Here is a 24,931-nt window from a genome sequence, read left to right as displayed (position 1 = left end):
TTAGGCAGTGCCGGCGAGATGTGGCATCGAAAAAAGGAACGTAACTTCAATGGCCAACACCAAATCGGCAAAAAAAGCCGTCCGTAAGATCACCACGCGCACCGCCGTCAACAAGTCGCGCCGCTCGCACATGCGTACCGAGATTCGTCGGGTCGAGGAAGCGATCGCCGCAGGTGATCAGGATAAGGCTTTTGAAGCGCTCGGTGCTGCTGCACCCCTGATTGCGCGGGCCGCACAGAAGGGCATCGTTCATAAAAACACGGGTTCGCGGAAGATCTCCCGTCTTACGCAGCGCGTTAAAGGAATGTCGGCACCAGCGTAAACGGTGACAACTTCGCTCCCGAACTGGCTGTGACATGTTCGCCACAAATCAATTTCGGAGTGGGCTCGCTAGATGGTTTTCTGAGTGTCACTAAGTAACGGAAAATACGCCCCTCCCGACTATTCCATCGCCACTACGGCGGCCACCCGACTCGGGGCTGGCGGTCAGCTCATCAAGTAAAATCTACTCTCCTGCGGCGCTTCGTTTCGAGGCGTCGTTTTTGTATCTGATGGCTGTGAATGAACGGCCGCAGGCCTGTGGATTCAGTAGGCTTTTGCACAGTCGGCCACTGCTGGAAAAGGGGTGTGATCGGCCCGCCGAAACGGCACTCTTGAAATAAAATGTGTACGCAACCATAGAAAAACGATGCTTGCCACCGCTGTGGTTAACGTCCTATTAATATCCCTCACCAGCGCCACCGCGTATCAGTAGGCGTTAGGGCGTCGCCGTTCGGCAGCGCGGTCTTGTTAACAGTCCAGCGTAAAGACGTGTCGTGTATCCAGTGCAGAAGAGTAAGTACTCTGGGCCACGCTGGGTCGTCTAAATTTGGCAAAGCTCACTTTTGCGCCTGAATTAGCTCGGTGCGCAGCGGGGAAATTTTGTCAAATACTTGAGAACTGTTGAGTGTACGCGGTCGGAGAGGGCAAGCGGCACTGAGTACATAGCGTGGAGGGGCAAGTGGGGTCTTGTGATTCCATCCACATAGAGGACGTTTCGGTTGAAGAGGCGTGGGCGCGCCTGTCCTCCGAAGCGGACACCATTCTGATCGATGTGCGGACGCGAGCAGAATGGGCATTTGTGGGGCTACCTGATTTGTCGAATCTCGGCAAGCAGGTCGTGCGGATCGAATGGCAATCCTTTCCGGAGAACCAGGTTGATGCCGCATTTTCCGAACGGCTTTCCGAGTTTTTGAGTTCGGCCGGGATCGGCAAGGATGCGGAGCTTCTCTTCATCTGCCGATCGGGCAGTCGCAGCCGCCATGCGGCTGAAGTAATGGCGGCGCAGGGATACCAGCGCTGCCGCAATGTGGCCGATGGCTTCGAGGGACCTCTCGATGCGCATCGGCACAGGGGAACCCAGGCCGGATGGAAAGCGGCTGGGCTCCCGTGGGTGCAAGGCTAACGCGCACCCTTCCGCAAGATCAGATAAGCAAAACGGGCTTCCGCGAGGGCTGGAAGCAGCGGGAAAGCTTTGTCTGAGACTGCGGAGACTGAGGGCAAAAGTAACTGATTTAACTAAGTAAAGCGGGGACTACGAAAATGCAGACGGTGCGGAAGGACGAGTTCGAGATCATTTCGGCGCGTCATGTGGCTAATCCTCAAGGGGCCACTATGACGTCGGTGAAACCTGCGGCGTCAGCGGTCCGCGGCACTGCGGGGCAGAAGGCGCGGGCTATGCTGCGCGCGCGGTTGGGGGACGAAGTCTATACGAGCTGGTTCAATGCGCTTGAATTCGACTCGTATGACGACGGCACGGTACAGGTCTCAGTACCAGTGAAGTTCCTTCGCAACTGGATTCAATCGCACTACAGCGAAGATTTGCTGGCGTGCTGCCAGGCAGAATTTAAGGGCGCTGAGCGCGTCGAAGTCGTATTGCGTCAGCCGGGCGGCGCCGGTCGGTCGCGCACACCAGCGCAGCAGGATGCGCCTCAAGCGCAAAGCTATGAAGCGCATCCGGTTGCTTCGGCCGCGACGAACCATCATGCAGCGGCACCAGTTTTTGTGCCTCCCACGCAGCCGACACGCGTCGGTGGCTTCGAGGGGTCACCACTTGATCCGCGCTATACGTTCGACACGTTCGTGGTTGGCGCATCCAATCGCATTGCGCATGCGGCAGCAACACGTGTTGCCGAAGCTGTTTCCGGTGTAAGCCCCGGGTTTAACCCATTGTTTATCCATGCACCTGTCGGCCTCGGCAAATCGCACCTGCTTCACGCGACCGCCTGGGAAGTAAAGCGCCGTAAGCCTGACGCTCAAGTCCTGTACTTGACGGCGGAAGGCTTCCGCTACCGCTTCGTCGAAGCGCTGCGCAGTGAAGATCCGCTGGCCTTCAAGGAAAAGTTCCGGCAGGTAGATATTCTGCTCATCGACGACCTCGAATTTATGCATGGCGCTCAGACGGAGCAGGAATTCGAGCATATTATCAATGCACTGTTGGATGGCGGTAAGCAGGTGGTTGTCGCATCGGCGCGTCCGCCCGCGCACATTGAGCGTCTGAACGAGCGCATGCGTTCGCGGTTGGCACGCGGACTCGTGACCGAACTCGGCTCGCTGGACTATGAACTTCGCCTGAAAGTGCTCGAAATGCGCCTGGCGGAAAAACAGGCGGTCGACCCAACTTTCGTTCTCGCCCCTGAAGTTCTGCGGTTACTCGCCGAGCGGCTCACCGATAATGGCCGCGAGCTGGAAGGTGCGGTCATACGTCTGTTCGCGAATTGGCAGTACATGCGCACGCAGATCACGATGGATATTGCCGAAACGGTGATCCGCGATCTTGTTCAGGGCATCGAGCCACGCCGCATCAAGATTGAAGATATCCTGCGGATCATCTCGCGACACTTTGGTGTTTCGAAGGGCGATTTGCTCTCGCAACGGCGGCATCGCTCCGTTGTGTGGCCGCGCCAGATCGGCATGTACTTGGCAAAGCAGCTGACGCAGCGTTCGCTGCCTGAAATCGGTCGCCGCTTCGGCAACCGCGATCACACCACTGTTTTGCATGCAATCCGCAAAATTGAGGGGCAATTGTCTGACAATCCGCGGCTGCGCGACGAGATTGAGGAGTTGAAGAAACTGCTCAGTCACTAAGACAGGGTGACGCGTCGAGAACGTTTTTGGGCTTGGCGTGAAGAGGGCACAATGCACGTCCGGCCTAAGCGGGGGGAGGGTGGTGCCGAGGCACCACCCTTCTGCTATTTGCTTATTGGAGGCCCCCAAGGGCCCTCTAATGTCCTCTAGAAGGTGAAAATTGGAAAGGGAGTGGGGCCGGCACGGCACAGGCACCACTTGAAAAAACATCGCTTATCAGATCAAAGTGTCGATCCGCGCGAATCCCTTCCGAACAAAGGCAGTAATTTTACGAGCAGGATGCACCACTTCTCGCGGTGATCTCTCAAACGGCCTACGGTCTTTTTCGAGAGGCTGGTTTTGAAACAAAGAAGATTCGAGGATCAGCCATGCGGCTAGTAATCGAGCGGGGCGAGTTGCTTCGCGCCCTGGGCCACGTGACCAGCGTCGTCGAGCGCCGGACGACTATTCCTATTTTGTCCAACGTTCTGCTAAAGGCATCAGACTCGACCATCTCGTTCAAAGCCACCGACCTCGAACGCGAAGTGATCGAGGAGGCACCCGCATCTGTGGAAACACCGGGTACTTTGACGGTGCCGGCTCATATGCTGCACGACATCGTGCGAAAGCTTCCCGATGGCGCGCAGGTCGAATTACAGCGCGAAGCGGAGCGTGAACGCTTGACGTTGACAGCCGGTCACTCACGGTTCGCTCTTCAGTTGTTGCCGGCCGAGGATTTCCCAGACATTGCCGTTGGGCCCCTGCCGCATACGTTTGAGATGTCATCCGCGGACCTGAAACGGCTGATTGAGAAGACCCGGTTCGCCATTTCGACGGAAGAAACGCGGTACTATCTCAACGGCATCTACCTGCACATGGCTACACGCGATGATGGGGCCATGCTACGCGCGGTCGCGACCGATGGTCACCGACTCGCGCAGGTAGATCTGCCACTGCCTTCCGGGGCCGAAGGCATGCCGGGCGTCATCATCCCGAGGAAGACGGTCAATGAATTGCACCGTCTCCTGGAAGCTTCGGCAGGCTCGGTAACCGTAAGCGTGAGCGACACGAAGGTGCGTTTCGAGATCGGCACGGTCACGCTGACCTCAAAGTTGATCGATGGCACGTTCCCGGATTACGCACGCGTCATTCCGCAGGCCAACGATAAAGAGCTAACAGTCTCCAACTCCGATTTCATGAGTGCCGTCGACCGCGTGTCAACGATCGCCAGTGAGCGCGGCCGTGCCGTGAAGCTCAACGTCGATGGCAACAAGCTGGTGCTGTCGGTCAACAATCCAGAAGGCGGTAGCGCCACGGAAGAGATCGGCGTCGACTATGGTGCTAGCGCCCTGGAGATCGGTTTCAATGCGCGCTATTTGCTGGACATCGCTGGCCAGCTAGAGGGCGATCAGGCGCGCTTCATGCTGTCGGACCCGGGCTCGCCAGCCATGGTCCGCGACAGTAGCGACGGCAGCGCGCTTTACGTCGTCATGCCGATGCGCGTCTAGGATCGCCGTTGTTGAAAATCTGCGTTACGTCTGGCCGCACGCTATGCGTGCCGGATGCGTTACTGAAGCGCAGATGAGATAGGCATGGCTCCAAGCTTGTCCCTCGAGCGGCTCTCGCTCACCGATTTTCGCAACTATGCCCACGTCGTGATCGAGACGGGGCCTGGACCGATTGTGCTGTTCGGTTTGAATGGTTCGGGCAAGACCAATATCCTGGAAGCCATTTCCTTGCTCGCGCCGGGCCAAGGCTTGCGGCGCGCGCCCTATCCTGACTTGCTCCGGGCCGGCGCAAATGGTGGCTGGGCTGTCGCAGCGCGAGTGAATTCCCGAAGCGGCCGGGCCGAGATCGGCACTGGTTTCAGCCCGTCAGCCGCTGCGGGCCAGCGTGCGGGTACGGGGCGTGTTGTGCGCATTGACGGTGAGCCCGCGGGAGGCTCGGGCGCTCTAGCTGACTTTGTCGAGATCGTTTGGCTCACACCTGCCATGGACGGACTGTTTACAGGTCCGGCTTCGGAACGCCGTCGCTTTCTGGACCGTCTGGTGTTGTGCTTCGACCCCGGCTTTCGCTCCCTTGCAGGGCGCTTCGAGCGCGCCACCCAGAGCCGCAATCGGCTGTTGGCGGACGGTGTCCGCGACAATGCCAGGCTCGAGGGAGTGGAAATCATCATGGCCGAAGCGGGCACCGCCATCGCGGCTGCACGGATATCGACCGTACGCAGACTGTGCGATGTCATCGCCGCGCGACGTCTACGCGATCCCGACTCGCCCTTTCCCTGGAGTGGCATCGAACTCGAAGGCAGTTTGGAATCGGCACTCGCCTCTGCTCCGGCCGTCGATGTCGAGGATAGCTATGCTCGACGCCTCGCGAGCATGCGTGAACGCGACCGTGCCGCAGGACGTACCCTCGAAGGCCCGCACCGCTCGGATCTCATTGTCTCTCACGGGCCCAAGAACATGCCGGCGCGCCTTAGCTCTACCGGAGAACAGAAAGCCCTGCTGATCGGTTTGGTTATGGCCGAAGCCGAATTGATAGCGATGCGCCATTCGGGCTCCGCACCGCTGCTTCTGCTCGACGAAATCACGGCCCATCTCGACGATAGGCGACGTGCCGGATTGTTCTCTGAGATCCTGAGATTGGGGGCTCAGGCGTGGATGACGGGTACTGATCTCAGCGCATTTTCTGCACTATCGGGGCAGGCGACAATGTTGCGAGTCGCGGATGCCGGATTGCATTCGGTACACGCCTGAATCTCTATGGCGACAGCATTACGCAGATGAGCATGCAAGGCATTGAAAAAATTGAATTTTAAACTATCTTAATATTGTGCTGCCCCCCCTCGATTTTCGCAACTTTTGCGCGCCGATGTGCTAGGGTGCCGGCTACAAGATGAAACAATTTCAAGGACTGTCACGGCATGAGCTCGATGCCCGCCGAAAACACCCCTATTGCTGAAGACTACGGCGCCGATTCCATCAAGATGTTGAAGGGGTTGGAGGCTGTTCGCAAGCGTCCGGGAATGTACATCGGTGATACTGATGACGGCTCCGGCTTGCACCACATGATTTACGAGGCTGTCGACAACGCTGTCGACGAGGTGCTCGCTGGGCACGCCTCTATGTGCAACGTTACTTTGAATGCGGATGGATCTGCGACCGTACGGGACGACGGGCGCGGGATTCCAGTCGGCATCAAGGACGACGATGATCACGAGCCGAAGCGCTCTGCCGTCGAGATCGTTTTCACAGAGCTGCATGCGGGCGGCAAGTTCGACCAGAATTCCTACAAGGTGTCCGGCGGTCTCCACGGTGTTGGCGTGTCTGTCGTCAACGCTCTATCGACGTGGCTGAGATGCCGCGTGTGGCGCAACGGTAAAGAACACTTCATCGAGTTCAATGATGGTGTTCCTGTAGCGCCGCTGGAAATCGTGGGTGATGCGAACGGTGAACAGGGGACTGAAGTCTCGTTTTTGCCTTCCCCGAATACGTTCACGAAGGTCGAGTTTGACTTCAACACGCTTGAGCATCGCCTGCGCGAGCTGGCCTTCCTCAACTCCGGTGCCAAGATTGTTCTGGAAGACCGGCGCCATGCGGATGTTCGCCGCGTTGAGCTGATGTACGAAGGCGGGACCAGCGCGTTCGTCAAATATCTGGATCGCAGCAAGACGGCGCTCCTACCCGAGCCCATCATGATCCGGGCGGAGCGCGACGGTGTTACGGTGGACGCCGCGCTGTGGTGGAACGAGAGCTACCACGAGAACGTACTCTGCTTCACGAACAACATTCCGCAACGTGATGGCGGCACCCACCTTGCGGGCTTCCGCGGCGCACTGACACGCGTCGTCAACCGCTATGCCGAAGAAAGCGGAATCGCGAAGAAAGAGCGCGTCTCCATGACCGGCGACGACGCGCGCGAAGGGTTGACCTGCATCTTGTCCGTCAAGGTGCCCGATCCAAAGTTCTCAAGCCAAACGAAGGATAAGCTGGTTTCCTCCGAAGTGCGTCCGATCGTCGAAAGCGCCGTGTCGGAAGAACTCGCTACATGGTTTGAAGAGCATCCCAAGGAAGCTCGGAGTATCGTTTCGAAAGTCGCCGAGGCTGCAGCGGCACGTGAAGCCGCCCGAAAAGCGCGCGAACTGACTCGCCGGAAAGGCGCTTTGGACATGGCGAATTTGCCGGGCAAGCTCGCCGAATGTCAGGATCGCAACGCGGCAAACACCGAGATGTTCATCGTCGAGGGTGACTCGGCTGGTGGTTCCGCAAAACAAGCGCGGAATCGCGAATATCAGGCCGTGCTGCCGATCCGAGGTAAGATCCTCAACGTTGAGCGCGCGCGCTTTGACAAGATGCTGTCATCGCAAGAAATCGGTACGCTGATCACAGCAATGGGGACCGGCATCGGCCGCGAGGAGTTCAACCTCGACAAGCTGCGCTATCACAAGATCATCATCATGACGGACGCCGACGTCGATGGCGCGCACATCCGCACGCTCTTGTTGACGTTCTTCTATCGTCAAATGCCAGAGCTTATTGAGAGAGGACATCTCTACATTGCCCAGCCCCCCCTTTACAAAGTGATGCGCGGCAAGTCGGAGACATATCTGAAGGATCATCGCGGTCTTGAAGATTACCTGATCAACAATGGTCTCGAAGAAACGGTACTCATCGACGGTTCCAGCAATGAACGGGCTGGAGCAGACCTGCGCGCCATTGTCGAAGAGGCGCGTCGGACCGCAAAATGCCTAGATGATCTGCATTCACGCTATGCCCGATTCGTGGTCGAGCAAGCGACGATTGCTGGTGCCTTCGATCCTGCTTTGCTGGACGACCCTGCCCGAGCCGCTGAGATCGCAAACGAGCTGGCGCGCCGTCTCGATACGCTGGCCGACGAGACGGAAAAGGGCTGGGAAGGCAGTTTCACCGATGACGGATATCTAGTGACGCGGGAAGTTCGCGGCGTGACCGAGGCGCACGCCCTCGACATGGGGCTGCTACGCTCGCTCGACGCTCGGAGGCTGAACGAACACTATGCGCAATTGCGCGAAGTCTATTCCGCACCGGCCAAACTGCGTCGCAAGTCCGGTACGATCGACATTTTCGGACCACGCGATCTGCTCGAAGCGGTCTTTGAAAGCGGGCGCAAGGGCATCTCGATGCAGCGGTACAAAGGTCTTGGCGAAATGAACGCCGACCAGCTCGCGGAGACGACGCTGGATCGCGAAACACGCACACTGCTTCAGGTGAAGATCGGCGAATTGGATGAGGCCGACGAGATCTTCTCGAAGCTGATGGGGGATGTGGTCGAACCGCGTCGCGCGTTTATTCAGGAAAACGCGCTACTGGTCGGCAATCTCGACGTTTAAAGCTTCTGACATACGTATCCAAAAGCGGGGCTCCTTTGACGGGGCCTCGCTTTTTGCACGCGTCAGTAGCTTTTCCCGTCGACCTTCTGCGGCGAGAGCGTGGCGATATCGATGTCGTCGATGCAACGCAGATTGATCGCGGCTGTTTCTGTACCGTCTGGGCCGGTCCCCATGCCGAAGGGTTGAACACCGCACACCGAGCAGAAGCGATGCGCGATCGCACGTTTGTTGAAACGGTATTCGGTGAGCTTGTCTGCGCCCGAGAGTAGATGGAATTTTTCAGCCGGAGTGAACGTCAGGATGAATCCCTTTCTCTGGCAGTGGGAGCAATTGCATTCCATTGCCTGATTGGGATCGGCTTCGGCTTCAAAGCGTACCACACCACAGTGGCAGCCACCGGTCAGTGTTTTCAATTCCGTCATTCCAGCTCCTCCGCGTCTCTAATTTTGGCGGCTCGTCGTTTGAACTGGGCTTGCTTCATACCTGGTTAGAACTTACCTGAGCTATGCCGCTGCGTTCTTACTGCGCCATGAATCGAGGTACAATGATTGCCAGTATCGAAAACTTCTTGAACGGCTTGATCGGGAATCAGACCGTAGAACAGCTCGACGAAAGAGAACTCAACGTCGCCTGCGCGGCCCTTCTCGTGCACTGTGCCAAGGTGGATGGCGAACAATGCAGGATTGAAGACAAAAAAATACGCGAGATTCTGTCCAACAGCTTCGATCTTTCCGGCTCGGACGTGGACGCCGTCATCGAAACGGCAACGGCGCAGCAGGAGAACGCAGTCGATTTGCATAGATTCACACGCGTGATCCACAAGAGCATGGACCGCGAGGGACGTCTGCGCGTAGTGCGGTTACTCTGGGAGATGGCCAACGCCGACGGCACGATCGGACCTGAGGAGCGTAATCTCGTTTCCGTTATGGCGCAGCTTCTCGATGTTGAGGGTCATGACGCCGTCGCCTTACGGCAGGATGTTCTCGCGCAATCAAAACTCCGCAAAGCCAACGAGTAGGCTCATGCCGTGGCGGCCTGTGCTCCTGCTTATGTAGCCTTGATTTCTGGGATGAGAGGCAGCACGACCTGTGTGCGCCAACCTTTTGGGTCATCGTCATCACTGGGATCGCTGAAATAGATTTCCCAAGGCCCTCCGGCCACCTCACGCTGGTTGGTTGAGACCCATTCAGCAAGCGCGGCGTGCGCCTTACCCAATTCTTCATAATGCCCAATGTGCCAGGTCATCACAGCCGGGCCACCTGGCAAAGGTTTGCTCAGGACCTGGCCGTTGCCCTCAAGCGTGGTCGTCAGCGGGAGCCCGACTTCAACCTCGAGTTCAGGCCCTGCCACGTCCAGATAGCGCGCAAAAGGCGCGCCGGCCATCTCGCCGTTTTGAGATTCTGTGACGTCGAGAACCTGCGGGAGCAATTCAAGAAATTTGCGGCCAAGGTCCTCCGGTCGCGCCCTGAAGCGAACGGAAAGAGCTGGTTGGGCCTCAAGGGTAACGACTTCTATGACGTAACTCATAAAGCACTCCGCTCCGATACGGACCGTAGCCACGGACCACTAGAGCTCTCGCGGCAACTTCGAATGAATGCGGCGCATGCTCATTGAGTACCAATGTTGGGCAAAATATGGAATATCTCTGCAGCGAAGCACTCTTTCGAGAAAAGCTCGCACGGGAACGGAAAATCAAACCACGGATGATTGGCGGCCCGTTCATCCCGCGCGCCGGATAGTACCCTCTGTGATGACGAAATCGGTCGGAATTGAAATCGACCAAATAATACCGGTTTCCGCGAATTCATAGCTGACATCAGCTTCAAGTGCTCGTCCAACAACGCGTGCGACGACCACGTGACCAAAGCCAGTGCGCTGCGGTCGCTTGACCGGAGGTCCCCCATGCTCGCGCCATGTGAACTTCAAACGCCGCTGGTCTTTGTCATCCTCGAAGTACCAGCCGATGTGGACGCGGCCCGTTGGAACGGACATCGCGCCATACTTGACCGCATTGGTCGCGAGTTCATGTAGTGCCAGAGCGATATGTTGAATGGCATGGGCATTGAGATATGCGTTCGGCGCGTCAACTTGCACGACTTTAACGAAACCACCTCCGAAAGGTTTCAGGACCGCGTCGATCAGTTCGCGCAAAGAGGCACCGGCCCAATCCTCTGCGACAAGTAAGTCATGTGACGCCGACATAGCGTGAAGGCGCTGCACCAACTCGTCTTGATAGGCCTCGACATCCGTGCACATCCGCGCCGTCTGCCGAACCATGGAGACAATCACAGCAAGGAGATTCTTTGTTCGGTGAGAGAGCTCCCGGGTCACAAGCCGCATACGTGCGTCTGCGCGCTTACGCTCTGTGATATCCTGGAGAACCGCCGAATAACCGAAGATGCGACCGTCTGGCCGCTGAATAGGCGCGGCACTCACCGCGACGTCAACCGAGGTCCCATCCTTATGACGGCGAACACTGTCGCGGTGTACGCTCTTTCCCTGCTTAAGCTGGAGATAGAGGTTGCGAAATTCAGACTCGCTGCCGTTGGGGTACAGGATGGCCTCTGAGCGTCCGATGATCTCCTCGGCCCCATAACCGAGAAGCCGTTCCGCGCCAGGATTCCAGGAGAGGATAGCCCCCTCAGGTGAGAGTGACATGATGGCATCGGCAGATGTCGAGACGATCGTCGCAAGCTGCGCATTGGTGGCCGCGGCTTCGCGCTCCTTGGTGATGTCGGTGTTGGTGCCGAACCACTGTATAATTCTGCCATCATCATCATGGATCGGCATAGCGCGCGACAGGAACCACCGGTATTGGCCATCGCGACCGCGCAGTTGAAAGGTGTCCTCCCACGCTTCTCCAGATGCGAAGCAATGAGAAACTGTCTTAACGACGTGATCGACATCATCGGGATGCAGGAGTTTATGCCAACCGCAGCCTTCCACCTCATCCGGCCCTGTCCCAGTGTATTCATACCACCGTTTGTTGAACCAGAAGACGTTACCGGTTTCGTCCGCCGTCCATGCGAACTGGGCGATATTGTCTGCAAGCATTCGTAGCCGTGCGTCACTCTCTTCATGTGCGCGTTGAGCCCGAACGCGCGGTGACGTGTCGACAACGACGGCAAGAACGCCGGCCGGTTTTCCAGTTTCGTCGGCGATAGGACTGAAGTCGAGGTCGAACCAGAAATCTCTAGGAGAGTGGTGGGTCTCAATCACGAAATGCTTGTCGTGAAAAGATAGACTTGCTCCGCTCAAAACCTCGTCGAGAATGTAGCGATGGAAGTCAGCTATTTCCGGGAAGTTCTCGAGGACTGTTTTGCCGAGCACTTCAGGGTGTCGATGTCTGGCGATTGCGGCATAGCCATCATTGTAGATCATCGTGCCATCTTCACCCCATAGGATCACCATAGGCACGGGAGATGGAAGGATGAGATCCACGGCAGCCTTGAGACTGGCAGGCCAGCCGTGTCTGGCGCCCACACGCGTCTTCGACCAATCCAGACCGTCAATAACGGTTCTCAGATTGCCGGGCTTCTGTACCGCCGGGAGGGAGGATGGATGAAGCATTACGCGAAACACCCCTCTTACGGATCGGCTTCATTCTTTTGCAAGTGAACACGAAACGCCACGCAAAAAGAATGTGTGCGTTGAAGACACTAACGGAGAAACTGAAGAACCGCTACTAATCTCCGCCCTCACGCTTCCTCACGTCGCGGGAGACGCATTTTGCGCCGACAAAAAGGAAATGAGGCCGAAAGATCGCCTCCAGACTGAATAGGCAGAATATTGAGCCTTGCCCCACGTACCCAATGCCGGCATTATTAGAACGGTTCTAAAATAAGGATGGGGCGAGGACGAATGTTTTCAAGATTCACCGTTGGTCGGCGGCACTTTTCGGATCTTTCCGAGAAGGAGATTCTCGCCCTGGCCATCTCGTCTGAGGAAGACGATGCGCAGATTTACCGGACTTATGCGGAACGGCTGCACGCGGATTTTCCGGATACAACTGCAATTTTTGAGGGCATGGCGGCTGAGGAAGACGTCCACCGCAAGCGTTTGATCGAACGCTTCAAGGCCCGCTTCGGGGACACGATTCCACTCGTCCGCCGCGAGCATGTCGCTGGCTACTACGCGCGCCGTCCTGTGTGGCTTGTCGAGAATCTTGGGATTGATCGCATCCGGCAGGAAGTGAGCAACATGGAGATCGATGCGCACAATTTCTACTTGGCTGCGCTCAGGCACGTAAAGGATGCGGATACACGTAAGCTGCTTGGGGATCTGGCGGCAGCGGAGGCGAGCCATGAAAAACTCGCTTGCCGCCTTGAGCACAAATATCTGGACGAAGAAGCGCGCGCAAAGGAGGACAACGAAGCGCATCGCCAGTTCGTCTTGACCTGGGTTCAGCCTGGCTTGGCCGGCCTGATGGATGGTTCCGTATCAACGCTCGCACCTATTTTTGCCACGGCGTTTGCCACACACGATACCTGGACGACATTCATTGTGGGGCTAGCGGCCTCGGTCGGTGCCGGTATCTCTATGGGCTTCACCGAAGCCGCTTCAGATGATGGAGAGATCTCGGGCCGGGGCTCGCCCGTAAAAAGGGGCATCGCCTCGGGCGTCATGACTGCCGTCGGCGGATTGGGCCATGCCTTGCCATATCTGATCCCGCATTTCTGGACGGCGACTGGCATCGCAGCTGTCGTTGTGTTCGTCGAGCTGTGGGCAATCGCGTGGATTCAGAACCGCTATATGGAGACACCGTTTTTGCGTGCCGCGTTCCAGGTGGTGCTCGGCGGCGCTTTGGTGTTCTCGGCCGGAATTCTAATCGGCAGTGCCTAGCGAAGCGGTAGAAGACTTAGGTTCTAAGGTCGTCGGGTTCGGCACCATATCGGTGAAGATCCATGCCGTAGACCTGTAGCCAATTCTTTGCTTCATCCATGCGCGGCATAGACTGCGCGACAAGCTTCCAAAAGCGAGGGCCGTGATTCATCTCGCGCAGGTGGGCAACTTCATGAGCTGCAACGTAATCGAGGACGAACGGCGGCGCCATGATGAGACGCCAGGAAAACGAAAGCGAGCCCGTTGAAGAGCAGGAGCCCCATCGGCTCTTCTGATCGCGAACAGCGATGCGTTTTGGCTTCAGCCCCAGACGTTTGGCGTGAATGATGACGCTCTTGTCGAGGTCGCGCCGGGCTTCGTCGAAGAGCCATTGCCGGAAGCGCTTCGGTGCTTGCTCTAAGGGACCGGAGACGTGGAGTTCGCGATAGTCCGGTCCCTCCACTGGGGTCACCAACCCGGTGCCCGTACGACGCCCGCAGAAAACGACCCGATGCGGAATGCCACGCAACGGCATCAGCGCACGGTTCACCAACGGCACGGGTTCGGGGATGCTGCCCAAACGTTCCCGAACCCAATCGATATGCCGTTCGACAAATGAATTCGCCTCGTTGATTTCGCATTGCGACGGCAGCGTTACGATAACCGCGCGCTGTGTTCGACTCACCCGCAGCGTCAGGCGACGTGCTTGCGGATGGCGTCGTACTTCAACACGTGCGCCAAGATTTTCGAACTGAGCGTCATCAAGCGACAGCGATGCGGAATCATGTCTCCGCCGCATGGGCAAACCCCCGATGAGACTAATGGATGGACGGCAGTCTTGTGGGCACGACACTTGGGCCAGGATATGTTTGACCCTTGTTCTCCCCCACGAACGCTACGCGCCGAGCAAGCGAGTCGTATCAGCTTCAATCCGCAATAGACCAGCAGGAAAAGTCGATCGGCAAAACGCAACTGAAACGGTGTTGCAAGTGCGCCTCAAGGCATGTGCCTTGCGAGCCACGAGTTTGTGCCTGCGCAATGTGATCTAAAGTGTGAGCGTGTTCCGGTAGTAAATTGAATTATAGGAAGATTCAAGAGGGGCGACCTGTGCGATGATGTTGGGCGGCTGAATCGGAGATGTGTGTATCCAAGTCCTCATGGTTCTCTATTGCAGTCTTCCCGGGAGGACCAAACCAGCCGTCGATCATGAGGCGCCCAAGCAGCCCCCACAAACGAAGCGGCTCGAGATACGCGTTGCTTATCTCGGAGGGCTCGGAATCGTCGGCATACTCGGGCCGGAAGCTCCGGCGTAAGCGGTTAGCCATAGGATCCGGAGCGAGATCGTTCGCCGGCGCGAACGTGAATGCTACGGACGAAATCTCCAGCGAATTGTGGCGCTGCGCTTTCGCAGCAGCTTTGCGCCAATCGACAGGCATTGTGGTGATGTGTCGCGAACGTGGATCATGACAACGCACGAACTGCGCGATTCGCGGCGCAACATCCGAGCGGAAACGTGAACCGTTGAAGATACCGTAGTGCCCAACCTCAGGCACTTCCAAATGAAACTTCCGGTCACTACCGAGCGACGGCGTGAGATTGTGCGCGGCGCGGCATTGTCCAAGACCGGTAATGTCGTCTTTCTCGCCCTCGATCGTCATCAGGCCAACTGAGCGAATCTTGTTCGTGTCGATGGGGCGGCCACGATGGCGCATCTGGCCCTTGGCCAGCGAGTGCCGCACGAAGACGGCATCGATTGTCTGCAAATAGAATTCCGCGGTGAGGTCCATCACCGCGAGATACTCGTCATAGAACGCCCGGTGCTTTGCCGCTGAGTTGCCATCCCCGGTTACGAGATGATGGAACAAATCGTTGTGCGCGCTAACGTGCCGGTCGAGGTTCATCGTCATGAACCCGGTGAGCTGGAGAAAACCAGGATAGACAGCGCGTCCAAAGCCGGCGCTCGGCCAAGGTACGGTTTCGATGACGTTGCTACGGAACCAGTCCGTGCCGCGTTCCTGAGCGAGTTGGTTCACCGCTGTCGGACTGATACGCGTATCGATGGGGCCACCGGCAAGGATGAGCGAGCGTGGAGCGCAAGGATCATCCTCAGCTTCCATAATGGCCGTGGCGGCGAGAGCCGGAACGCTCGGTTGGCAGATGGCGAGAAGATGCGCATCACCATTCAGGTGGTGCAGCATCTCAATCAAGTAGTCGATGTAGTCATCGAGATCGAAGCGCCCGGCACTTACAGGAACGTCGCGCGCATTCGTCCAGTCGGTGATGAAGACCTCGTGATTCGGGAGCAGCTCTTCGATGGTGCCCCGCAGAAGGGTCGCGTAGTGCCCTGACATGGGCGCGACCACGAGAATACGCGGATCGCGCGCGCAAACTTCGGATGGTAAATCGCGCGCAAAATGCAAAAGGCGACAGAAGGGCTTCTGCCAGACCACCTGTTCGTGAACGGCAATCTCTCGTTCACCGATTCGGGTGGTGGGGATGTCAAACGCAGGCTTGTGATAGCGCCGCGTTGTGCGTTCAAACACCTCGCAAGCCGCAGCAGCGTGCCGCCCAACGGCTGTATGCGAGAGCGGGTTGAACGGATTGTTGAAAAACATTCGATAGGAATCTGCTGCAGCCCTTGCGGGCTTCACAGCTGCGTGGCCCAGCTCGTACCAATGATAGAGCACGTGCTGTTTCTCCCTTGCATGCGTTCATTGACGCGACGCAACAGTTCATACGGTGGACAAAAATGATTTGGTCAGTGGACTGTGCGTCATCCTGTCGTTTTGACGCCACGTTCCCATCTTGCAGCGTGAAGTGATTCGCTTCTCTCCGGAAGCGTTATCGCGATGTCAGCAAAGCTCTCGGTCGTGAGATAGTCGACGGCATGTTTGCCGAAAGCCGAACGTCCCATCCGCAATAAAGCGCGAATGCAATCTGGCTAGGATCCAGTTTGGTGGCAACCTTGGCTGCTGTCTGTCTCCCGAGAGACACTTTGATATTTGAAAGAAGGTTCGCCGTTGAGCCCATTTCTTCTAGGTTGCTGGCGTGAGATGCGGCGACGCGGTATAGCCAAATTAGGATGAGCGAGGGCTTGCCGCGCAACCGCTCCCCCGATTCCCAATTTGGTCAGCAAGGAAAAGCTAGGAGTAGCTCGGGTGCTGAGAGAAGCCCAGCCGCGTGAACTCTTTAAACTCGCACAAATTTCCGATGGTCAGGTCCGTTTGGCCACGATCGTTCGGCTGCGTTGGATTGCGGTCGTCGGCCAGCTCTTAGCGATCCTGGTCGTTGCTTTCGGGCTGAAGTTTCCGGTGCCGCTCGCGCATTGTCTGACATTGATCGCTCTGTCGGCATGGCTCAATGTTTTCTTGTCTATCCGGCTTCCCGGCAGCCATCGACTTTCCCCTCCGGTCGCTGCGGCGCTGCTGACCTATGACATCCTGCAGCTCAGCGCTCTCCTGTATTTCACAGGTGGAATTGGCAATCCTTTCGTGGTCTTGATCGTGGCCCCTGTAACCGTTTCGGCGGCCACGCTACCGACTCGCTTCACGATTTTTCTGGGGCTGATTGCGCTGCTCGCAACCTATTGGCTGACCTACGATTACTGGCCGCTGCCCTGGTATCAAAACCTCAAGTTCGAACTTCCGGTGCTCTACAAGTTTGGCATCTTCACTGCCATGGGGGCCGGGATGACGTTCATCGCGCTCTATGTGCGCCGCCTGGCGAAGGAAGGGCGTGAGATGTCGGCAGCTCTTGCCGCGACCGAATTGGTGCTCGCGAGTGAGCAAAAACTGCATGCCCTCGATGGGCTTGCGGCTGCCGCGGCCCATGAGTTGGGAACACCTCTATCCACGATCGTGCTTGTGACGAAGGAACTCGAACGCGAGTTCGGGCCTGATCACCCTCACGCTGAGGACATTGCACTGCTGCGCTCGCAGGCGGCGCGTTGCCGTGAGATTCTGCAGACATTGACGCGTAAACCCAGCGCCTCCGACCCCATGCACGAAACCCAGTCGGTCCGCGAATTGGTCGACGAGGCGGCCTCGCCCTATCTCGAATTCGGCAAGCAGCTACGTATTATTGCGAGCCCGATGGAGGCAGTTGAAGACGACGCCGTTGCCAAACAGCCCGTTGGGGCACGACAACCCGGCGTTCTTTATGGTGTACGCAATATTATTGAAAATGCTGTCGATTTTGCTGCTTCGCGGGTTGATGTCACGGCCAGTTGGGATGCCGACCACGTCGTCCTTGAAATTTCTGACGACGGACCCGGCTTCCCGCCCGAACTCTTGAACGCGCTGGGCGACCCCTATCTCACGACAAAGAGCCAAAACGCCGCCCGCCGGAGTAGCAAAACCTATGGATTGGGATTGGGCTTTTTCATTGCCAAAACGCTGCTCGAACGCTCTGGTGCGACTGTGGAGTGCGGAAATCGCACGGCTGACAAGGGAACTGGAGCTATTGTTAGGATAACATGGCCAAGGTCGTTTTTTGTAGCCCCAGCAACTTGGGCGCAATCAAGCTCTTGAAATTACGTGACGATAGCTGTTTATCTGCATTGAAACCATGAACAAGAATGGCGGACACCATATTTGTAGGCCGGGATTTGGTCGCGCACGAAACTGCGTTATAGTACCGCTGATGAGAAGGACTGAAAGCCAGTGACCGTGAACGAGGATCTGTCGTTTCGCCAGGACGAACTGCCGGAGGACGTGTCGTTGGTCATCGTTGATGATGACAAGGCGTTCTTACAGCGTCTGGCCCGCGCCATGGAAGGCCGCGGTTTCAATGTCCGGACGGGGCATTCCGTTTCGGAAGGTATCGATCTGATCCGCCAATCGAGCCCAGCGTTCGCTGTCGTTGATATGCGGCTCGATGACGGTAACGGGCTTGATGTCATTGCTGAGTTAGCGCGTCTACGCCCTGATGCACGCGCCATCGTGTTGACCGGTTATGGAAACATCGCGACGGCCGTTACGGCCGTGAAGCTTGGTGCTGTAGATTATCTGGCGAAGCCCGCTGATGCTGATGAAGTAACAGACGCGTTGCTCGCCCCCGCCAACACCCAGGCGCCGCCACCAGAAAATCCAATGTCAGCAGACCGTGTGCGCTGGGAGCATATCCAGCGGGTTTATGAGCTTTGCAATCGCAATGTCTCGGAAACGGCACGCCGACTGAACATGCACCGCCGTACGCTCCAGCGTATTCTCGCGAAACGCGCGCCCAAGTAAGGCTGGAAAGTTAGCTGCGGGCTGCGTCTGCGCGCGATACGAGATCGGGATCTGCCAGAACGGATAGTCGTTCAGCTGCGGTTCGCGCGAACCGCAGCATCATCGCTTTGCGCCTGGCGCCGGACAGCGTTTGCGTGAGACTTTCGCGGACGATCTCGCCGCCGAACCGGTCGGCGATGATCAGACCGGCTTCCTCCGGCAGCACATCCACAGGAAAATCGCGTCCCACGGCGAACCATAAGCGGTCGCAATAATCCCAGTAGCTTTGCCACTTCTGGTCGGTCCGAAAATCATTGAGGCAGGATTTGATCTCGACGATCCAGATCTGCCCCTTGTCGGAAACGCCCACGACATCGGCCCTACGACCATTCGCAAGTGGCAATTCAGTAACCGCGGAGAGTCCGCTTGCACGCAAAGCGCGAATGGTCCCACGCTGGATATCAGCCGCCGCAGGCGATTGACGCCCATCACACGGTGGTTCGCTTTTTGGCGAAAATGGGTGTCTCGCCGCAATTGTCATTTAGACGCCATCCCCAAGTGCAAACGGACTTCATCAATTTGCGCAGCTGCGCCTATTCAAAACGCGTGAGGCGCGGCTGCGTCGTGTCCCAGAAGACCACGGGAACAAGCTGCCGCTAGGACGAAAGCTGCGGGACGTACGAGGGCTGGAACAAAACGCATGTTCTTTAAACGCGAGAGAAAAGACAAGCTTAAGGTCGTAGAGGCCGCGACACCGCCGTCGGCGCCACCCCCCGCCCCGCAGGAAAGATCTGAGCAACGTTCACAAATCGCGTCCGTCCACCGCTTACCCGCGATCCGGCCCGCCACCGCGTCAGCAGCGGATCTGCGCCGAACGACCAATCCGCAAACGTTAGGTTTCAAGACAACAACTGAGTTGGAACCCCCAGTGGGGCTGCTGGGGCAGGACCAGGCACTTCAGGCTATCGCCATCGGGGCCAGCATCAAAACGCGAGGCCACAATATTGTTGTCACCGGCGCCGAGAGCCTTGCGGACGTTGCCGCAATCCGGGCCCAGATTCAAACCATAGCTGCCAAGCGCCCGCCGCCGTCTGATTGGGTCTATGTTGCGAATTTCGCTGACGGGCAGGCGCCAACAGCACTGCAATTGCCTGCTGGCCTTGGCTCCGTGCTCGCAACCTCAGTAAATGACGCCATGAGCGAAATGGGCAGCGCCATTCTTTCAGCATTGCGTGGCGACAGCTATCAGGCCCGCTGGCGTGCCATCGATGCAGAATTTCAGGCGAGACACCAGGCAGGTCTTGAAGCCCTGGCACGAACCGCCGACTCACACAGCATCGCTCTTTTGCGCACGCCCATGGGTTACGCCGTCGCCCCGGCGCATGATGGCAGTGTGGTGCTGCAGGAAACCTTCTCCAATATGCCACCGACGATGCAGGCGGATGTGCGCGCCCACATCACGGCGCTCGAAGCGGACCTCGCAGAGCTTCTGGAAAAAGCACCGCAAATAGATCGTCAACGCCGCGCGCGTTTGACGAAGCTCAATCGGGAGGTGATAGCCAGTATTGTTCGGGCTGCGCTTTCCGAACCGCGTGAGCTATTTGCTGAGCATCCGGAGGTTTTGGAGTTTTTTTCTGGAGTCGAAGCGGATGTCGTCGCCAATGCGAACCACTTTTTGCCGACGATCGATCTCACGGATATTCTCGACGCGGATCTGTCGAACTCAATCGATGAAGCCCGCCTCGACCGCTACCGCGTAAATGTTTTCGTAAGTTGGGCGTCTGACGCGAATGCCGCGCCCGTAGTCCAGGAGCCGGCGCCGAACGCCACGAGCTTGTTTGGCAGCGAAATAGCGAGCGGGACTTTAGCCCCGCATATGCTCCTCGTACCCGGTGCGTTGCACTATGCGAACGGCGGGTTTCTGTTGCTCGACGCGCGCGCCTTGACGGCATCAGGCCAAGCCTGGCCGGGGCTGTTGGCCGCGTTACAGGCAGGGGCGGTTTGTTCGGCTCTGGCGGGCGATGGCTCCTCTTCCTCAACATTAGCGCCCGCTATCCCGCTCGACGTCAAAGTTGTGCTGCTGAGCGATGCCGAGCATCTCGCACAGATCCTGTCCGTCGATCCGCGCTTTGCGGAGCTATTCAACGTGCGCGTGGCGTTCGCGGACGTTGTCGAGCGGACCCCCGAAACGGAGCGTGCAATGGCCCGCACGATAGCCGGGCTGATTGGACGCGAGGCCGTTGAACCACTGGAACCCGGCGCAGTCGCGGAATTGATTGAGTTGTCCTCGCGCAACGCGCGCGATGCGGGTCTATTGTCGTTGTGCGTGCGCGATTTCGCCAGCATTCTACACCACGCGAACGCGCGAAGAGCGGCCGCGTCACGCAAGCTTATCAGTCGTGACGATATTGTTGAGGCCCGTGCGGCTCAGGGCTCCTCCAGCGGGAGCGCGAGGAAGACAGCCTCATTTCCTGAGCCAGCAGCCATTGGAAGCGTCGTGGGGCTTAAGTCCGATGGCGCGGGACCGCGGCTCCAGCGCGTTTCAGCCCGGGTCCTTCCCGCTTTCGCACGAGCAGACACGCTCGACGTCAAAGTCCTCACCGGTGTATCGGGCACGCGCGAGGCTGGCAAAGTGATCGCATACCTGGCGTCCGAGTTCGGCCACCGGCATCGCATCGCGCTTTCCGCTCTCATTGATGGTGAGAGTGCCAGCTGCGAGGAAGAGAGTTGTGCGGAATTGGTTGCCGTTCTCGCGGCAATTGGCGAATGGACCCTGTCGTCGTCGATAGCCATAGCTGGAACCTTCGACCCATCTGGACACGTCCGACCGACGGGCGACGTGAGCACCGCAATCGAGGAGTTCTTTGACGTCTGCCGCGCAGCCGGTTTCAACAGTGATGCGGGTGTGGTGATCCCTAAAGCCAATCTCTCCGGCCTGATGTTGCGTAAGGACATCGTCGATGCTGTCGAAGCCGGTACGTTTGCTGTTTGGCCTGCTGCGACCGTCACTGAATGCGTTGCAACCATAACGGGACTTTCGGCAGGATATCGCGAAACCGACGGTGGGTTCGCTGAGGGGGACGCCTACCGGCACATCGACGATCAGCTTCAGCAGCTCAATCAACGCACTAAATCACAATTTGCCGTACCGCCGGTTGAGACGGAGCCCCGGCCATGATCGTGCACGTCGCCGAGGCGGGGGAAGCGCGAGGTCGCGTCGTCCTTCACTGTGGCTACAGCCCGGCGGCAAACGATGCCGCCCTTAAGGTAGCCTTACACATCGCCAAGGCTTACCGCTCCGAACTTGAAGGCTTGCTCGTCGAAAACCGGCAGATTTTAGCGCTCGCCGGTCACACATTCGCGCATGAGATTGCCCTGGCCGATGGGGCTGTCCATGGGCTGGATGCTGGCGATCTGCAGCGTCAACATCGCGCTCTCTACGAGGCAGAGCGCCGCCACATAACCAAGGCAGCGACTGTTGCGGGCGTTGAGGCGCGGGTTCAGACAGTACGCGATGACGACATTGCAGCACTCGTTCGCTGTTGTGCCGCCTTAGGTCCCTGGAATGTGGTTGTTCTGCCGGAACCTATGGATGGCTCTGGCAGCGAAAAGATCGGTCGCATCCTCGACGCCGTCCAGGATGCGACGGGCGTTGTGACCGTGCCCCGCAGAGCGCGCCTTTCAAAGGGCCCCATCGTTGTCACCGTCGAAGACGAAGACCGGATGTCTACAATGCTGCGGACGGCCGAACGCCTCGCGGCTATCACGGGGGCTGAGATCAAGCTCCTGCTGACCACCGCTGGAGACGATGAGCTTCATTGGCTAGAGGCCCAGGCGCGGTTGCTGGTTGCCGACAATAAACGCTGCAGCATTATGTTGAATGATACGACGAGCGCTCCGGCTTCTTCCATCGCGGGACGCGTAGGTGCCATGTCCGCGAGTTTCCTCATCGCGAAGCACGGCGGGTCGGTCCTGCCTTACGAAGATTGCAGATCGCTCACGTCCGTCCTGCGCTGTCCCGTTTTCTGCATCAGGTAGTTTTCGTTTTCAGCGCATCTTTTGAGCTGCCATGCAGGAAGCTGGTGTCGCTTCCCACGATGAGCGGATCAACGGTTCCGATCGCTTTGGCGTCCTTATCCTCGTAGTCATGCCGCGAGAGGATATAGCGGATTACCTCTAGCCGCGCGCGGCGCTGATCGTTGGATCGGACAACGGTCCATGGTGCCATGTTGATGTGGGTAAAGCGAAACATCTCGTCTTTCGCTTCTGTATATTCGTCCCAGAGATTGACCGCGGCCTTGTCCATATCGCTCAACTTCCATTGTTTGAGCGGATTATGCCGCCGTTCATGGAAACGCTTCAGCTGCATTTCCCGCCCGATCGTCAAAAAAATCTTATGAAGACATATACCGTCGCGCACGAGCATGCCTTCGAACTGCGGAGCTTCCCGTAAGAAATCGGCGAGTTCGTCTTCTGTGCAAAACCCCATGACGCGCTCAACGCCGGCGCGATTGTACCAGGAGCGGTCGAACAGTACGATGTCGCCACGCGTTGGCATGTGTTTGGCGTAGCGCTGAAAATACCATTGACCACGTTCTGTCTCATTCGGTTTTGACAAAGCGACGACCCGGGCGTGCCGAGGATTGAGGTGCCGCGTAAATCGCCGAATGCAGCCGCCCTTGCCCGCTGTGTCACGCCCTTCGAAGACAATGACGAGCCGCATCCCTGTTTTTCGGACGTGCGTTTGCAGTTTGACCAACTCATAATGCAACGCGTCGAGTTCAGCGTCGTAGACTTTGCGTTTAAGCGGCGTGTCGTAAGGATATCCGCCGGACTTGAGTGCGATCTCGTTAAAGCCGTCCGGAAGGTTGGGTTGTTCGATATCGATCGCCACCGCCGGTTTATTCATTTCATCTTTTCCAGTCTTGGCTCGCGCGACGATCTTTTTTCCTGTCATCTTAAGTTTACCACTTCTGTAATCCGACGTTCGCCTGTCATGTTGGTACTTCACAATGGTCGCTTCGGTCTGTGTTCGCGGCCAAGACCTTGATTGGAAACGAGGTTAGCTAGGACTTTAAGCCATCCAAAGTTGAACTATGTCTTGGAATGAGATGAAACGATATCGAAATACAAGCCAACCGCGAGAGCGGGTTAACGGTTTGCGACCCAACGAAAGTTTAAAAAATGCTGTCGCCACGTAATCTTGCACTATTGCTGGCTACCGTTGTGGCCACCCTATGGTGCATCTTGTCGACCGGCACCGGTTTGGAGGGCATAGCTTTCGCAGCAGCTATTTTCCCGCCCGCACCGAAAAGTCTCGAAAGCGGGGAAGAAGAAACCTCAAACGACTCAGGAAACTACCAGTCCTGGCGCGCAGTCATCGATGCGCTGCCCGTTGCCGCTCTCGCACTGGACGCGGACAACATCATCGTTCACCACAATGCACTAATGACGGACTTGTTTCCAAGGACGCGCGATGGTCTCGCCCTGTCGCAAGTCTGTCGCAATCCCGAATTGATGGACGCGGTCGGCGAATACGGCAATGCGCCGACGGCCAGTCCAGAGCCTGTCGTTGTGCATCTCGTAGATCGTGTTCCGGTAAATCGCCGCATCCAGGCAACCGTCTCGGTACTGTCGCGCGCCAGCCGCGACCCGACTTTGCCAGCATTGCTCGTAACGTTTCGGGATCTGACGCAACAGGACAAGATCGAGCAAATGCGCGTCGATTTTGTTGCCAACGCGAGCCATGAATTGCGCACACCTCTCGCGTCATTGCTCGGGTACGTCGAGACCCTTCAAGGAGCTGCACGCGACGATGCTAAGGCGCGGGAGCGCTTCCTCGGCATCATGTGGAAGCAAGCGCAGCGCATGACGCGCTTGATAGATGATCTGCTGTCATTGAGCCGCATTGAGATGCGCTTGCACTTGCCTCCCAAGGATGTTGTCGACCTCAACGAAGTCGCGACCTACATCGTGCAAACATTCGAACCTTTGGCGACGCCCCAAAAAATAGCCATTGAGCTGAACAAGCTCGAAGGTCCCGCCCGCATACAGGGCGAAAGAGACGAAATTGTTCAAGTTCTTCAAAATCTTGTCCAGAATGGTGTCAGATACGGCCGCGAAGGCGGGTATGTGCGGGTGTCCGTTACGCGTGAAAAAAGCCAAGGGAACCGTGCGGCACGCCTCAAAGTTGATGTCGCTGACAACGGCGTGGGAATCGCGCCCGAACACCTGCCGCGTCTAACCGAACGCTTCTACCGGGCTAACGTCACGTCGAGCCGGGAAAAAGGCGGGACCGGCTTAGGCCTTGCAATTGTTAAGAATATTGTGCTTCGCCACCGTGGCCAATTGCGCATCGCTTCCAACGTTGGTGAGGGTTCGACCTTCACGGTGATCTTTAATGAACTAGGTCCGCAAGAAACTTGAA

Annotated in this window: 20 protein-coding genes; 13 read left to right on the top strand and 7 right to left on the bottom strand. The window is 57.6% G+C overall.

Features of this window, described 5'->3' with window-relative positions; genetic code table 11:
• Window positions 1-49: 49 nt before the first annotated feature.
• From rpsT to gyrB, 6 genes are all read left to right on the top strand, one after another.
• Window positions 50-322: a 30S ribosomal protein S20 gene (gene rpsT, locus K5845_RS02565; RefSeq protein WP_046477359.1), complete on the top strand. Its 273-nt coding sequence runs from the start codon at window positions 50-52 to the stop codon at window positions 320-322.
• Between the two features lie 678 nt (window positions 323-1,000).
• Window positions 1,001-1,444 carry a rhodanese-like domain-containing protein gene (locus K5845_RS02560; RefSeq protein ID WP_090226833.1) on the top strand — a complete coding sequence of 148 codons (444 nt, stop codon included), beginning with the start codon at window positions 1,001-1,003 and terminating at the stop codon, window positions 1,442-1,444.
• Window positions 1,445-1,581: 137 nt separating this feature from the next.
• Window positions 1,582-3,126 carry a chromosomal replication initiator protein DnaA gene (gene dnaA / locus K5845_RS02555; protein ID WP_046477361.1) on the top strand — a complete coding sequence of 515 codons (1,545 nt, stop codon included), beginning with the start codon at window positions 1,582-1,584 and terminating at the stop codon, window positions 3,124-3,126.
• Window positions 3,127-3,494: 368 nt separating this feature from the next.
• Window positions 3,495-4,613: a DNA polymerase III subunit beta gene (gene dnaN, locus K5845_RS02550; RefSeq protein ID WP_046477362.1), complete on the top strand. Its 1,119-nt coding sequence runs from the start codon at window positions 3,495-3,497 to the stop codon at window positions 4,611-4,613.
• An 84-nt stretch (window positions 4,614-4,697) separates the two neighbouring features.
• Complete coding sequence (recF, locus tag K5845_RS02545) at window positions 4,698-5,861, top strand: DNA replication/repair protein RecF (protein ID WP_046477363.1); 1,164 nt, start codon at window positions 4,698-4,700, stop codon at window positions 5,859-5,861.
• Window positions 5,862-6,028: 167 nt separating this feature from the next.
• Entirely contained in the window at window positions 6,029-8,473 is a 2,445-nt protein-coding gene (gene gyrB, locus K5845_RS02540; protein ID WP_046477364.1) for a DNA topoisomerase (ATP-hydrolyzing) subunit B, read from the top strand.
• A 62-nt stretch (window positions 8,474-8,535) separates the two neighbouring features.
• On the opposite strand, the gene K5845_RS02535 is transcribed toward gyrB, so the two are convergent.
• Window positions 8,536-8,895, bottom strand: a complete 360-nt coding sequence (locus tag K5845_RS02535; RefSeq protein WP_046477365.1) for a GFA family protein — start codon at window positions 8,893-8,895, stop codon at window positions 8,536-8,538.
• A gap of 122 nt (window positions 8,896-9,017) precedes the next feature.
• Here K5845_RS02535 and K5845_RS02530 point away from each other — a divergent pair, with 122 nt between their 5' ends.
• On the top strand, window positions 9,018-9,491 hold the full coding sequence (locus K5845_RS02530) for a tellurite resistance TerB family protein (RefSeq protein ID WP_046477366.1): 474 nt from the start codon (window positions 9,018-9,020) through the stop codon (window positions 9,489-9,491).
• 29 nt (window positions 9,492-9,520) lie between these two features.
• Here the strand turns inward: K5845_RS02530 and K5845_RS02525 are convergent, their stop codons facing one another.
• Together K5845_RS02525 and K5845_RS02520 are read right to left on the bottom strand one after the other, a co-directional pair.
• The gene (locus K5845_RS02525; protein ID WP_052743738.1) at window positions 9,521-10,000 is read right to left on the bottom strand and encodes a GyrI-like domain-containing protein; all 480 of its coding nucleotides are present in this window, start codon (window positions 9,998-10,000) and stop codon (window positions 9,521-9,523) included.
• A 192-nt stretch (window positions 10,001-10,192) separates the two neighbouring features.
• Complete coding sequence (locus K5845_RS02520) at window positions 10,193-12,043, bottom strand: PAS domain S-box protein (RefSeq protein WP_090226825.1); 1,851 nt, start codon at window positions 12,041-12,043, stop codon at window positions 10,193-10,195.
• A 291-nt stretch (window positions 12,044-12,334) separates the two neighbouring features.
• Here K5845_RS02520 and mbfA point away from each other — a divergent pair, with 291 nt between their 5' ends.
• Complete coding sequence (gene mbfA / locus K5845_RS02515; protein ID WP_090226823.1) at window positions 12,335-13,315, top strand: iron exporter MbfA; 981 nt, start codon at window positions 12,335-12,337, stop codon at window positions 13,313-13,315.
• A 16-nt stretch (window positions 13,316-13,331) separates the two neighbouring features.
• Here the strand turns inward: mbfA and K5845_RS02510 are convergent, their stop codons facing one another.
• Window positions 13,332-14,093: a M48 family metallopeptidase gene (locus K5845_RS02510; protein WP_052743739.1), complete on the bottom strand. Its 762-nt coding sequence runs from the start codon at window positions 14,091-14,093 to the stop codon at window positions 13,332-13,334.
• Window positions 14,094-14,385: 292 nt separating this feature from the next.
• Complete coding sequence (locus K5845_RS02505) at window positions 14,386-15,981, bottom strand: polyhydroxyalkanoate depolymerase (protein WP_287958312.1); 1,596 nt, start codon at window positions 15,979-15,981, stop codon at window positions 14,386-14,388.
• Between the two features lie 471 nt (window positions 15,982-16,452).
• Here K5845_RS02505 and K5845_RS02500 point away from each other — a divergent pair, with 471 nt between their 5' ends.
• The gene (locus tag K5845_RS02500) at window positions 16,453-17,823 is read left to right on the top strand and encodes an ActS/PrrB/RegB family redox-sensitive histidine kinase (RefSeq protein ID WP_244512360.1); all 1,371 of its coding nucleotides are present in this window, start codon (window positions 16,453-16,455) and stop codon (window positions 17,821-17,823) included.
• Between the two features lie 132 nt (window positions 17,824-17,955).
• Window positions 17,956-18,525 (top strand): ActR/PrrA/RegA family redox response regulator transcription factor, encoded by a 570-nt coding sequence (locus tag K5845_RS02495; protein ID WP_046477370.1) that lies wholly within the window; start codon window positions 17,956-17,958, stop codon window positions 18,523-18,525.
• 10 nt (window positions 18,526-18,535) lie between these two features.
• On the opposite strand, the gene K5845_RS02490 is transcribed toward K5845_RS02495, so the two are convergent.
• Window positions 18,536-19,045 (bottom strand): MmcB family DNA repair protein, encoded by a 510-nt coding sequence (locus K5845_RS02490; protein ID WP_046477371.1) that lies wholly within the window; start codon window positions 19,043-19,045, stop codon window positions 18,536-18,538.
• 159 nt (window positions 19,046-19,204) lie between these two features.
• On the opposite strand from K5845_RS02490, the gene K5845_RS02485 reads away from it, so the two are divergent.
• Together K5845_RS02485 and K5845_RS02480 are read left to right on the top strand one after the other, a co-directional pair.
• Complete coding sequence (locus K5845_RS02485) at window positions 19,205-21,682, top strand: AAA family ATPase (RefSeq protein ID WP_287958308.1); 2,478 nt, start codon at window positions 19,205-19,207, stop codon at window positions 21,680-21,682.
• Window positions 21,679-22,542, top strand: a complete 864-nt coding sequence (locus tag K5845_RS02480) for a hypothetical protein (RefSeq protein ID WP_046477373.1) — start codon at window positions 21,679-21,681, stop codon at window positions 22,540-22,542. Before K5845_RS02485 ends, K5845_RS02480 begins: the two co-directional genes overlap by 4 nt.
• Here K5845_RS02480 and ppk2 read toward each other — a convergent pair.
• Window positions 22,535-23,413 carry a polyphosphate kinase 2 gene (gene ppk2, locus K5845_RS02475; RefSeq protein ID WP_090227408.1) on the bottom strand — a complete coding sequence of 293 codons (879 nt, stop codon included), beginning with the start codon at window positions 23,411-23,413 and terminating at the stop codon, window positions 22,535-22,537. The two genes, K5845_RS02480 and ppk2, sit on opposite strands and share 8 nt — an antisense overlap.
• 275 nt (window positions 23,414-23,688) lie before the next feature.
• Between ppk2 and K5845_RS02470 the strand changes: the two genes are divergently transcribed.
• On the top strand, window positions 23,689-24,930 hold the full coding sequence (locus K5845_RS02470; RefSeq protein ID WP_090226814.1) for an ATP-binding protein: 1,242 nt from the start codon (window positions 23,689-23,691) through the stop codon (window positions 24,928-24,930).
• Window position 24,931 lies beyond the last annotated feature (1 nt).

Source organism: Filomicrobium sp. (assembly GCF_025698805.1).
In the GTDB taxonomy this organism is placed as follows: Bacteria; Pseudomonadota; Alphaproteobacteria; order Rhizobiales; family Hyphomicrobiaceae; genus Filomicrobium; species Filomicrobium insigne.
The sequence above is the reverse complement of the archived record's forward strand: the minus strand, read 5'-3'. Positions and strand labels throughout refer to the sequence as shown.

What these genes read in the sequence shown, in the direction of transcription:
- rpsT (WP_046477359.1), top strand. Translation starts at nt 50, where the DNA reads ATGGCCAACACCAAATCGGCAAAAAAAGCCGTCCGTAAGATCACCACG.
- dnaA (WP_046477361.1), top strand. Translation starts at nt 1,582, where the DNA reads ATGCAGACGGTGCGGAAGGACGAGTTCGAGATCATTTCGGCGCGTCAT.
- dnaN (WP_046477362.1), top strand. Translation starts at nt 3,495, where the DNA reads ATGCGGCTAGTAATCGAGCGGGGCGAGTTGCTTCGCGCCCTGGGCCAC.
- recF (WP_046477363.1), top strand. Translation starts at nt 4,698, where the DNA reads ATGGCTCCAAGCTTGTCCCTCGAGCGGCTCTCGCTCACCGATTTTCGC.
- gyrB (WP_046477364.1), top strand. Translation starts at nt 6,029, where the DNA reads ATGAGCTCGATGCCCGCCGAAAACACCCCTATTGCTGAAGACTACGGC.
- K5845_RS02535 (WP_046477365.1), bottom strand. Translation starts at nt 8,895, where the DNA reads ATGACGGAATTGAAAACACTGACCGGTGGCTGCCACTGTGGTGTGGTA.
- K5845_RS02530 (WP_046477366.1), top strand. Translation starts at nt 9,018, where the DNA reads ATGATTGCCAGTATCGAAAACTTCTTGAACGGCTTGATCGGGAATCAG.
- K5845_RS02525 (WP_052743738.1), bottom strand. Translation starts at nt 10,000, where the DNA reads ATGAGTTACGTCATAGAAGTCGTTACCCTTGAGGCCCAACCAGCTCTT.
- K5845_RS02520 (WP_090226825.1), bottom strand. Translation starts at nt 12,043, where the DNA reads ATGCTTCATCCATCCTCCCTCCCGGCGGTACAGAAGCCCGGCAATCTG.
- mbfA (WP_090226823.1), top strand. Translation starts at nt 12,335, where the DNA reads ATGTTTTCAAGATTCACCGTTGGTCGGCGGCACTTTTCGGATCTTTCC.
- K5845_RS02510 (WP_052743739.1), bottom strand. Translation starts at nt 14,093, where the DNA reads ATGCGGCGGAGACATGATTCCGCATCGCTGTCGCTTGATGACGCTCAG.
- K5845_RS02490 (WP_046477371.1), bottom strand. Translation starts at nt 19,045, where the DNA reads ATGACAATTGCGGCGAGACACCCATTTTCGCCAAAAAGCGAACCACCG.
- K5845_RS02485 (WP_287958308.1), top strand. Translation starts at nt 19,205, where the DNA reads ATGTTCTTTAAACGCGAGAGAAAAGACAAGCTTAAGGTCGTAGAGGCC.
- K5845_RS02480 (WP_046477373.1), top strand. Translation starts at nt 21,679, where the DNA reads ATGATCGTGCACGTCGCCGAGGCGGGGGAAGCGCGAGGTCGCGTCGTC.
- ppk2 (WP_090227408.1), bottom strand. Translation starts at nt 23,413, where the DNA reads ATGAATAAACCGGCGGTGGCGATCGATATCGAACAACCCAACCTTCCG.
- K5845_RS02470 (WP_090226814.1), top strand. Translation starts at nt 23,689, where the DNA reads ATGCTGTCGCCACGTAATCTTGCACTATTGCTGGCTACCGTTGTGGCC.